This is a genomic window from Hoeflea sp. (genome assembly GCF_039975035.1).
Classification (GTDB): Bacteria; Pseudomonadota; Alphaproteobacteria; order Rhizobiales; family Rhizobiaceae; genus Hoeflea.
In genome coordinates, this window is sequence record NZ_JBDWHW010000121.1 from 1 (window position 1) to 10,261 (window position 10,261).

Sequence of the window (10,261 nt, forward strand, 5' to 3'; positions counted from 1 at the left end):
CGCTCGTAATCGGAGACGAACACCAGACTGTCCGTCCAACGCTCGAGAAAACGCTCGATCGCGAAATAGGCCTGACCGCGAAGGGTTTTCTCGTCGTAGTGCAGGCTTCCGCCATGGGGTGAATATAAACGGGCAACGCAATACCGGGATACCCGTAACTGTGAACCGACAAGTCGCACGAATGCGCCACCCTTGGCGCCGTGTCCGTGCAACACATGCGGCTGCAAATTCTTGATTTCACGAAAGGTTTTGACTGCGGTCCGAATGTCGGACAGACCGAGAGACCGGCGCATCGGCAACCGTGTGAGCCCGAGCGCCAGATGTGGCATGATGCTGTCGAAAAGTGCGTCCTCATAGGCGCCGCCGGTGGTGGAATCGCACAGAATTCCGACCTGGTGGCCCGCCTTGGCGTGTTCTTCCACCAGATCCCGGACATGGCGGAAAATCCCGCCAACCGGCGACCGGAAACAATGCAGGATCCGCAAGGGTTTTGGTTCAGCCATGAGATCAGAACAGCCGCTCGCGTACATAGATCGTGTCACCGGCAAGGATCGGGTCCGTGATCGGAACCCGGCCTGTCAGAATCTTGCCGTTGATCGTGCGGGTGATGTCGACGTCGCGGTGATGAGCTCTCGGCGAATATCCACCGGCAATGGCGATGGCCTTTTGCACGGTCATGCCGGCGACATAGGAATATTGCCCGGCCTGCCCCACTTCACCCATAATGAAGAAGGAGCGGTACCGGTCGATTTCAATGGACACGTCGGGATCGCGCAAAAAGCCTTGCCTGAGACTTGCGGCAATGCTGCCTTCGAGTTCCTGCAAGGTGTGCCCGCGCGCAGGCACTGCGCCGATAAGCGGGAACGCGATGTAACCTGCCTGGTCTACAGAATAGGTTCCACTCAATCCGGATTGCTCGAAGACATTGATGCGCAGTCTGTCACCCGCATCGACCCTGTAGGGCTGCATCACGGCTTCATGAAATGCCTTGGGTGCCGGTTTGTATCCGGAACAACCCGCCAGCATGACAGAAGCCATGGCGGCCGCCAGGAGGAGTGTCGCTTTGGACTTGGCGGGTTTCATACTTTTCCTGCTCCACGCGAGACGTGCAATTTCGAGACCCGTTATCGATCCATTAGGGTTAACGGGCGGTAAAACTCCGAGAACAAATTATGTCAATGTCCGGAAAAGTGGCCAGCCGGGCAGGGCGATCCAAAGGTAAAGGAACCGTCACCTTTGCCTTAACCCTTGCGTTACCATGTTCGTTTACCCTTCCTCGCGAGTGTAAGTATGGAGTAACCCGCGCATGTCTGTCTCACCGATGCCACAACCGGATGTGGATATTGATCTTGGTCGCCTGGTAAAGGCCGTCTGGGAAAAGAAAGCGCTTGTCGCGGGCTTGACTGCGGCCGCCGCGGGTCTGGCCTTTGTTGTCACCGGGATGATCAATCCGCTCTACAAGTCGGAAACCCGGCTTTTGATCGAAACCCGCGAGCCGGTTTATACGAGCGACCAGAACTCGCAATCCGCCGCCACGGCGCTAGATGAGCGCGCAGTGACCAGTCAGGTGGAAATTCTCCGCTCAACCGATCTGCTCAAGCAGGTGGCCCGCGAACTCAACCTGTCATCGCACAAAGAGTTCGATTCGGCGGCGAAATCTTCCGCGATTGCTGATTTGCTGGTGTTGCTCGGACTTAAGAAGAATCCGCTCGATGTGCCCGCTGAAGAGCGTGTGCTCAAGGCGTTCAATAAAAAGCTCGACATTTACGCCGTTCCCGGATCGCGGGTCATCGGCATCCAATTCTCGTCCGAGGACGCAAGCCTTGCCGCCGAGGTGCCCAACGCGCTTGTCGATGCTTACCTCGCCTTTCAGTCGGGGGCGAAACTGGAAAACAACACCGATGCCAGCGCCTGGTTGGAACCGGAAATTGCCAGGTTGCGCGAAAAGGTCCGTGAATCGGAAGCCAAGGTCGCGGAATACCGGTCTCAAACGGGGCTTCTGCTGGTTAACCAGCAGGATACGATCTCGGCCAAGCAATTGTCCGACATTTCGACCGAACTGAGCCGCGTGCGCGGTGAACGCGCCGATTCCGAAGCCCGTGCGCAATCTGTGCGCAACGCCTTGAAGAATGGGCAGGCGGTCGACGCGGTTTCCGATGTCTTGAGCTCGCCTGTGGTCCAGCGTTTGCGTGAAAGCGAAGGTAATATCCGCGCCCAGATCGCCGATCTGTCGACGACCCTGCTTGAGGCGCACCCGCGCATGAAGGGTCTGCGGGCCCAATTGAACGATGTTGAAAACCAGATCGTGGGTGAAATCCGCAAAGTCCTTTCAAGCCTGGAAAGCAATGCCCGGGTGGCGCGTATCCGCGAGGAAGAACTGACCGCCCAGCTCAACGCGCTGAAGGCCGGGTCCGGACGTGAAGGCGAGGAAGCCGTCGAACTGCGCTCGCTTGAACGCGAAGCGGCAGCGCAACGGGATCTTCTGGAGACCTATCTCGGTCGGTACCGTGAAGCTGCATCGCGTTCGGAGCCCAAGGCGCTGCCGGCGGATGCGCGGGTGATTTCGCGAGCGGTGCCTGCGTCCGAAGCCTATTATCCGAAAACCGGGCCCATCATCATTGTTGCGGCGCTGGCAACATTCCTGTTGTCGTCGGTCGGCGTGATGCTGGCGGAATTGTTCTCGGGGCGGGCTTTGCGTCCGTCATCAGGGATGATCCGCGAGCCGTCCGCTGGGCAAAAGGAAAATGTCGCGCCCGCGCCGGGTCTTGAACCCGGCCCGGCGACCCCGGTCATGCCGGCAATTGCCGCCACGCCGACAATTGCCAATGACGCGGACGATTTTTCCGTTGAAGCGGTCGCCGATCAACTTGTCACCGACGCGACGCCGGTGGCGGTCTGCATCTCTCCGGAAGGCGATGAAGGTTCGGCGGCATCGGTCATGCTGGCACGTACCGTCGCCGGCGAAGGGTATCGAACCCTGTTGATCGATCTCACCGGTTCGGGGTGTCCGACCGAATTGATGGCGGAATCGGTCCGGTTGCCGGGTCTGACCGACCTGATGTGCGGTGACATTGCCATTGCCGATTCCATTCATCCCGACCGGTTGTCGTCTGCCCATATCATCCCGCATGGAAACGCCAACGCACGCCGCGCCATGCGCGCTGTTGATCGTTTGCCGATGGTGATCGACGCGCTGACGGAGGCTTATGATCTGGTGATTGTCGAGTGCGGCGCAGCTGACGCCGCATCCGTTGCGCGCATTGCCCGCTCGGACGGAGGCGAGATCGTGCTTTCGCTCCTGCGTTCGGGAGAAGCCGAGTTGGCGGCATACCTGGCGGAATTCAACGCGCATGGCTTTGAAGATGTGCTGCTGATGACGCCCGGCGAACCGAACGACCCCATGGGACATCACAGCTCCGCGGCCTGATGCATGTCGCGCTCACCCTTGCAGGCTGGGGCGGAAACGCATAACCGTCACCGCGAACAGGTGTCGCGCTCAAGTGTTCTGACCTGAGCCCGACCCGTCTGTTTCAGCTTGCAGCCATCCCGGTCAGTCGCCTTCAGGCGACGCCACGGATCTGCGCACCAGGATCCCGCGTAGCCAGGCGGCGGCTCTGTGCAGCGTCGGTGAGGTCTTGATTGTCCGCTTCAGGCGGATCACGCCGGCGATCAGCGGCGCGGCGAGGCGTCCCTTGAGGTTGAGCGGCGCATAGCAATCCAGCAGTTCGGTTCGCTGCGGGCACCAGGACCGTTTGTAGAGCTGGTCTCCGACGCCGAAATCGAAGACGCTGTGGCCTGCGGCCGACGCACACTCGATCATCCGGTAAAACAGCAGTTCACCCGCACTTGCGTCGGCGGCAATCTCTTCATTGATCGAGCCGAACTGACAGGTGACATGGCGGTCCTTGATGGTCAGCCCGGCAACCGCGATGATCTGCCCTGCATGATCGCCGCCGGTCAGCTCGATGCCGTGAAGCTCGAGCGCCGGACGACCTTCACCAGTTGGCGTTGCGGCGAGTTCCGCCAGAAAAGCCTGAATCCCCGGGTCGGCAAACACATTCGGCAATCCCTGGGAGGCAAGACGGACCGGTTTCTGCGCCAGAAACGCGTCGAGCAGGCGCTGCGCCTGTGTCGCATCATTGCCGGTGATGTGCCGGTATCCGCCGATGGCTTCAAGGCGGCGCTCCGAAACCCGGAACTTCTTGCGGCGACGCTTGCCATTGATCTGTGCGAGCACCGCACTGAAATCAGTGGACAACGGCAACTGGAAGCTCGGGTTCTGGTGATACACGCGCGACAGCCCGGAAAAGGGTGCGCGCGCGGCGGCCTCCGGCGTCATCTTGTCGAAAAGTACGATGTCTGCGTCGAGACCCGCTTGCCTCATCGCGGTTGTTAGGTCTTCCGGCGCGACCGGTGCAACGTCATCGAGCCGGCCGAGGTCTATCAGTCCTGTATTCTCGTTGGAAAATCCGGTTCCGGCGAACCGGGCGATCTTCAGGCCGCCCATGTGGCCGATTTCGAGCGGCAGCAGCGCGAACGGGACCCCATCCTGCTCGAGGGTGACGATGCAAAGCGCTGTGTGCGTTCCCTTCGACCAGGCCTGGACCCAGGCCAGGCTCTGATGAAATGTCATCGCCGGTTCGGATTCAAGCCGTTGCCACAGCGCCCTGACACTGCTCGGGTCCGGCGTCATATGCGCCGTCAACCTGTTGGGCAGCGGACTCGCACGCTTTTCAATCGCGATCCGGGGTGCGGTTGCTGTGATATCGTGTGTATTCGCCATGGCGTCAAAGCTCGTGGAATTTCATGCTTGTGGCGTAAAGCATGACGCCTGTCTCTCAAGAATTCGGTAAGAGACACCGCCCCGCGCGCAAAAAGCCGAGGCCTAGGTTAATGCTGTGTGAACACATGCCTGACCGGCAACGGTTGCCGCCAGCGGATTTCAGGATTGCTTTTTCCTTGCCGGGCCTTCCATCCACCTGATGATGAACATGGCCGGCACAATCCAAAGCACCCCGGTGAACAGAAAATAGACCAGGTGCACATACCAGGCGGACTCGGCCAGCCGGTAGGATGCCACCGTCGTCGCCACAAGCGCGTAAAGCACCACCAGGACGATGATGAGGAGGGTTCCGATGAACTTTCTGAGGCGCACAGGCATGGTCAGGTTTTCTCTTTCATGTTCGCCACCTGAATAGCGGCTTTGCCGCTGAACGCAAGGGTTGACGGGTCTCACCGCCGCGACCCCACCACCGCGACCCCATGCCGCAAAGCCATCGCTCTTGCCTTGCAAACAGGTGTGGTGCACATGTCCGTCGATGTCGAAAGGAAAAATTCGCCGATGACCGTCAATTCCGCCCCCACCCTCACCACTGTTCAGCCTGCCGAAGTCAACGGCACCCTGTCCTCGGAGAGGGAGGATGTCATCGCGGCTGTTGAACATGTTCGACGCAACCGGACGGCACAGCGAATCTGGCTTGCGATCGTGCTCTTCGCCATCCTCGCTCTTGTCCTAGTCGGCGGCGCCACGCGTCTGACCGATTCCGGCCTGTCGATCACGGAATGGAAGCCGATCCACGGCGTCATACCACCGATGAGCGAGGCGGACTGGCAGGAAGAACTGGAACTCTACCGCCAGATCCCGGAATACCAGTTGATCAACAAGGGCATGAGCCTGGACGAGTTCAAGACAATCTACTGGTGGGAGTGGGTGCACAGGTTCCTGGCCCGCAGCGTCGGCATCCTGTTTGGTGTGCCATTCCTGTTTTTCCTGGTAACCGGTCGCGTCGAAAAACGCCTGCGCTGGCCCCTGTTCGGACTTCTGGTTCTGGGCGGGCTGCAGGGTGCCGTGGGCTGGTGGATGGTGGCTTCCGGCCTGGTCGACCGCGTCGATGTCAGCCAGTACCGGCTCGCCACGCATCTCACGCTTGCCTGCATGATTTTCGCCGCGATTGTCTGGGTCATGCGCGGGCTTGCGCCGCATTCCGGCGATCCGGTTCCAAGTGCAGGACTTCGACGCGGGGCAGGGGTTCTTGCAGGTCTCATGCTGGTGCAAATCTATCTGGGTGGCCTTGTCGCCGGACTGGACGCCGGTCTGGCGTCGAGCACCTGGCCGTTGATGAATGGCGAACTGGTTCCCCCGGGCCTCTTGGAGATCACGCCGGCCTGGCGCAATTTCTTTGAGAACGAACTTACCGTGCAATTTGTTCATCGCCTCGGCGGTTACCTGCTCTTCGTGCTGACGCTTTGGCACATGCTGGCCGCGATCAAGCGCGGCGCCGGCAGCACCCATTACCGCCGCGCCATTGTGCTGTTTGCGATGGTTACGGTTCAGGCGCTGATCGGGATTACGGTCATTGTCACCCAGGTGCCTTTCGGCTGGGCCCTGGCCCATCAGGGCTGGGCTGTGGTCGTGCTCGGCTTCGCTGTCGCCCATTGGCGCGGCTTTTACGGCGCCTATCCGCTTGAGGCAAACGTCCGGATCAGGCATTAGGAGGCGGGTTGCTTTCCTAAATCGGCCTGATCGCAAAAGGGACAACAATGCCTCTATTCAAGCCCTCCACTCGCCGCCGGTACATTGCCGACAGGCGTGCCTATGCCATGTTTGAACTGGCCTACACCACCGTTGATGTTTCGGCTGCGGTGCTTTTCGTGATCGGGTCGATCATGTTTTTCTCGGAGGCTTGGCAGACTGCGGGAACCTGGTGCTTTCTGGTCGGATCGATCTGTTTCGCCCTCAAGCCGACGCTTCGCATTATCCGCGAAATCCGGTATGTCGAGGACGATGACTACGAGGATCTGGCCAAAAAGTTCGACCAGCGCGATTGATCGACGCTGCCGGCCTTTCCCGCTCTGCCCTCGTCAGGATATGCGCCAGCGCCTGAGTATCAGGAGTGCTGGCCGCCAATCATCAGATCGAGATTCTGGACCGCGGCACCGGACGCGCCCTTGCCGAGATTGTCGAGCGATGCGACCAGATTGAGCTGGCCTGCTCCTTCAGTACCACAGACGTAGAGCTTCATGCGGTCTGTCCCGGTCAATTCCTCAGGATCAAGCCGGGGCGCGGCTGTGTCTGCCAGCGAAACCACCTCGACGATGGAACCGCCGGCATAATGCGCATCAATCGCGGCGTGGATATCTGCCATCGACGCAGTGCCGTTCATCAGATCGAGATGCAGCGGAACATTGACCAGCATGCCTTGCGCGAACCGGCCGACGGCGGGGGTGAAAACCGGCCGCCGCGTTATCCCGGTGTGGCTGACGATTTCGGGCACATGTTTGTGCGCCAGTGTCAGCGCATAGGCGAAATAGGCCGCGGTGATCGCGTCGTCGCGCGACGCATCCTCCATCTGTGCGATCATCTGTTTGCCGCCGCCGGTGTAGCCCGACACGGCGTTGATCGTCGCCGGATAATCGACAGGCAGCAGGCCGGCCGCCACCAGAGGCGCGATCAGCGCGATGGCCCCGGTTGAATAGCAGCCCGGATTCGACACGAACTGCGCCGAGGCAATCCGCCTCGCCTGACCGTCCGAGAGTTCGGCAAAGCCGAAGGTCCAGTCGGGATGGGTCCGGTGTGCGGTGGAGGCGTCGATGAAGCGGGTTCCGGCATCAGCAGCCAGCGCGACGGCTTCGCGTGCCGCATCGTCAGGCAGGCACAAAATGGCGATATCGGCTTCGCGCAGAAACGTCGTCCGCACATCCTCGTCCCGCCGCTTCTCGGCAGGCATCGACATCAGCTCGATATCGCTCCGGTCTTGCAGCCGCGAAACGATCTGCAGGCCTGTTGTGCCATGTTCACCGTCAATGAAAATCTTGGGAGCCATCGGGCATCTCCGTTCATGCATGTATATCAAGGGCTTGGGCAGGACTTCGGACTCAATCTCCGAAGTTGGCAATGAGGCTCGCGCGATTATCGTCGCGAGTGGCGTTCTGCGAGAAGTCCGAAATAATGCATGGCGACAGCGGCTCCGGCAATCGCGGTGATGTCCGCGTGATCATAGGCTGGGGCGACTTCTACAATATCGGCCCCTTTCATATCAAGCCCCCCGAGCTTCTGCAGCACAGACAGCATCTTGGCGCTTGAGGGACCGCCGGCGACGGGAGTGCCGGTCCCGGGCGCAAACGCCGGATCGAGGCAGTCGATATCGAAGGTGATGTAGCAGGCGGCGTCGCCGACGTGATCGAGGATGGTTTGGGCAATCCGGGATGCCGTCATGTCCTCGACCTCATTGCCATAGAGGATGCGGATACCGCAATCCTCGGGCGCATGGGTCCTGATCCCCGCCTGAATTGACCGGGTCGGATCGATCACGCCGTCACGGACCGCCCGACCGACAAACGAGCCGTGGTCGATCCGCTGTCCGTCATCGAACCAGGTGTCCTGATGCGCATCGAACTGCACCAGCGCCAGCGGTCCGTGTTTTGCCGCATGTGCCTTGAGCAGCGGCCAGGTGACATAATGATCGCCTCCCATGCTCATCAGGAACGCACCCGACGCCAGTATTTTCGTGGCTTCGCGTTCGATCGTGGCAGGGGTTTCCTGGTGATTGCCGTAATCAAGCAGACAGTCGCCATAATCGATCACAGCCATGCTCTCGAACAGATCGCGCTCAAACGGATATTGCGGGTCGTTGTCCATGATCGCCGAGGCGCGCCGGATCGCCTGCGGGCCAAAGCGTGCGCCGGGACGGTTGGACACAGCGGCGTCGAACGGAATACCCCAGACCACCGCATCCGCGCCTTCGAGCGATTTGGTGTATTTGCGCCGCATGAACGACAACGCGCCGGCATAGGTGGGGTCCGTCGCACGGTCTGTCAGCGAGGTTGTGGTGAAGGCGTGGTCGATGGATTGGTTGGCCATGGTCTGGTTCCCGGACGCGGATAGGATTTGAGGGATTGTCTACCCCATTCGACCGTCATGATAAAGCTGCGCTGGTCTTGCCGTTCCACCATTAAGGTTAAATCCGGATTAACGCCGCGGCTTGTGCGGCAGATGGTATTGGAAACAGACATCAACTGGATACGATCGTGAACGACAAGACCGTGCTAATGCCCCGATCCGAGACGCTCTACCCTGTGCAGTACCTGCGCGCGGTGGCTGCGCTCGTGGTCATGCTGTTCCATGTGTCGGTCCTCTCCCAGGAAACCTGGGCTCTCGACCCCAGACGGATCGATCATGTCGGCGCCGCCGGTGTGGATCTGTTTTTTGTCATTTCCGGGTTCATCATGGCGATGATCGTCGACCGTCCGGGCGCCTTTTCTGGCAGGGAGTTCTGGATCAAACGCATTGCGCGCGTGGCGCCGGCCTATTGGGTGATCACGCTGTTCGTGTTCATATTGGCGGCACTGGCCCCCAGCCTCTTCCGCTCGACGACCGCGGATATCACGCATCTTTTTACTTCCTTGCTCTTCCTTGCCGCTGACACGGGCGAGGGATCGACCGTGCCGATGCTGGTGGTCGGCTGGACCTTGAACTACGAGATATTCTTCTACGCCATCGTCGCCATAACCGCCGGATTGTTCTCGGATCGGCGATTGCTGATCGCTTCAGCGGTCATAATCGGTTTGGTCCTGCTGGGGATTGCAACCGACTCCGCCAATCCCAGCCTGGCCTTTTACACCAACCCGATACTGCTGGAATTCGTGTTCGGCATTCTGGTTTTTCAATCCTGGCGCCAGACCGGAAGGTTGCGCCTGGGCTTTGCGCCACTGGCGGTCCTTGCCGCCGGGGTTTTGCTGCTGGTCTTGCAATGGGAAAGGCCGATGGTGGACTGGAGACCCTATTACTGGGGCGTGCCTGCAGCTGCGGTACTGTATGGCGCGTTGGGTGTGACGACTTTCAGGAATGGCTTTCTGGCGCGAATGGGCGACTGGTCCTATGCGGTTTACCTCACGCATGTCTTTGTCGTCACATTCTATGTCAAATACGCCATCCCGACAGCTCCCCTGGATCAATTGCCCTGGCCTGTGCATTACCTGATCATGACGGCCACCGCATTTTCTGTTGCGGGTGGCTATTACACATTTGTCGAGCGTCCGCTGTCCCGCTGGACGCTGCGCAAACTGCATGGCCGCACTCCCTCCGCCACCATGCCTGTGGCCGCCAGAACGAATCCCGCGGAATAAACCCGTCGATTTTGATTGAGTGGATGCGTACCGCGCGCCATTTCCTCTGCGCGGCAGCCACAAAAAAAGACGGGGCCGAAGCCCCGTCCAGAATTCTCTCCGATGTCGTCCAGGCGAATTAACGCTTGGAGAACTG

Annotated in this window: 10 protein-coding genes; 4 read left to right on the plus strand and 6 right to left on the minus strand. The window is 60.0% G+C overall.

The genetic code is table 11. The annotated features are described in order from the left end of the window. Both ABJN75_RS10350 and ABJN75_RS10355 read right to left on the minus strand, forming a co-directional pair. A partial coding sequence (locus ABJN75_RS10350) for a glycosyltransferase (protein ID WP_348439390.1) occupies positions 1-503 on the minus strand: 503 nt, incomplete at its 3' end. A gap of 4 nt (positions 504-507) precedes the next feature. Then, positions 508-1,083, minus strand: coding sequence for a polysaccharide biosynthesis/export family protein (locus tag ABJN75_RS10355; RefSeq protein WP_348439392.1), 576 nt, complete (start codon positions 1,081-1,083; stop codon positions 508-510). Between the two features lie 223 nt (positions 1,084-1,306). On the opposite strand from ABJN75_RS10355, the gene ABJN75_RS10360 reads away from it, so the two are divergent. Then, complete coding sequence (locus ABJN75_RS10360; RefSeq protein WP_348439394.1) at positions 1,307-3,427, plus strand: Wzz/FepE/Etk N-terminal domain-containing protein; 2,121 nt, start codon at positions 1,307-1,309, stop codon at positions 3,425-3,427. 123 nt (positions 3,428-3,550) lie between these two features. Here ABJN75_RS10360 and ABJN75_RS10365 read toward each other — a convergent pair whose 3' ends face one another. Continuing rightward, a complete protein-coding gene (locus ABJN75_RS10365; protein ID WP_348439396.1) occupies positions 3,551-4,783 on the minus strand; it encodes a GNAT family N-acetyltransferase in 1,233 nt (410 codons plus the stop codon). A 159-nt stretch (positions 4,784-4,942) separates the two neighbouring features. After that, positions 4,943-5,161: a DUF2842 domain-containing protein gene (locus tag ABJN75_RS10370; protein WP_348439398.1), complete on the minus strand. Its 219-nt coding sequence runs from the start codon at positions 5,159-5,161 to the stop codon at positions 4,943-4,945. Positions 5,162-5,341: 180 nt separating this feature from the next. Between ABJN75_RS10370 and ABJN75_RS10375 the strand changes: the two genes are divergently transcribed. Continuing rightward, positions 5,342-6,493, plus strand: coding sequence for a COX15/CtaA family protein (locus ABJN75_RS10375; protein ID WP_348439399.1), 1,152 nt, complete (start codon positions 5,342-5,344; stop codon positions 6,491-6,493). A 47-nt stretch (positions 6,494-6,540) separates the two neighbouring features. Next, positions 6,541-6,828, plus strand: a complete 288-nt coding sequence (locus tag ABJN75_RS10380; RefSeq protein ID WP_348439401.1) for a YrhK family protein — start codon at positions 6,541-6,543, stop codon at positions 6,826-6,828. Between the two features lie 59 nt (positions 6,829-6,887). Here the strand turns inward: ABJN75_RS10380 and argC are convergent, their stop codons facing one another. Together argC and speB are read right to left on the minus strand one after the other, a co-directional pair. Next, positions 6,888-7,823, minus strand: coding sequence for an N-acetyl-gamma-glutamyl-phosphate reductase (gene argC / locus ABJN75_RS10385; protein ID WP_348439403.1), 936 nt, complete (start codon positions 7,821-7,823; stop codon positions 6,888-6,890). An 86-nt stretch (positions 7,824-7,909) separates the two neighbouring features. Next, on the minus strand, positions 7,910-8,860 hold the full coding sequence (gene speB, locus ABJN75_RS10390) for an agmatinase (RefSeq protein WP_348439405.1): 951 nt from the start codon (positions 8,858-8,860) through the stop codon (positions 7,910-7,912). 167 nt (positions 8,861-9,027) lie between these two features. Here speB and ABJN75_RS10395 point away from each other — a divergent pair, with 167 nt between their 5' ends. Next, positions 9,028-10,125 (plus strand): acyltransferase, encoded by a 1,098-nt coding sequence (locus ABJN75_RS10395; protein ID WP_348439407.1) that lies wholly within the window; start codon positions 9,028-9,030, stop codon positions 10,123-10,125. The last annotated feature ends 136 nt before the right edge of the window (positions 10,126-10,261 follow it).

Excerpts from the sequence above, each read along its gene's own strand:
- ABJN75_RS10355 (WP_348439392.1), bottom strand. The coding sequence starts at position 1,083 with ATGAAACCCGCCAAGTCCAAAGCGACACTCCTCCTGGCGGCCGCCATG.
- ABJN75_RS10360 (WP_348439394.1), top strand. The coding sequence starts at position 1,307 with ATGTCTGTCTCACCGATGCCACAACCGGATGTGGATATTGATCTTGGT.
- speB (WP_348439405.1), bottom strand. The coding sequence starts at position 8,860 with ATGGCCAACCAATCCATCGACCACGCCTTCACCACAACCTCGCTGACA.
- ABJN75_RS10380 (WP_348439401.1), top strand. The coding sequence starts at position 6,541 with ATGCCTCTATTCAAGCCCTCCACTCGCCGCCGGTACATTGCCGACAGG.
- ABJN75_RS10365 (WP_348439396.1), bottom strand. The coding sequence starts at position 4,783 with ATGGCGAATACACACGATATCACAGCAACCGCACCCCGGATCGCGATT.
- ABJN75_RS10375 (WP_348439399.1), top strand. The coding sequence starts at position 5,342 with ATGACCGTCAATTCCGCCCCCACCCTCACCACTGTTCAGCCTGCCGAA.
- argC (WP_348439403.1), bottom strand. The coding sequence starts at position 7,823 with ATGGCTCCCAAGATTTTCATTGACGGTGAACATGGCACAACAGGCCTG.
- ABJN75_RS10370 (WP_348439398.1), bottom strand. The coding sequence starts at position 5,161 with ATGCCTGTGCGCCTCAGAAAGTTCATCGGAACCCTCCTCATCATCGTC.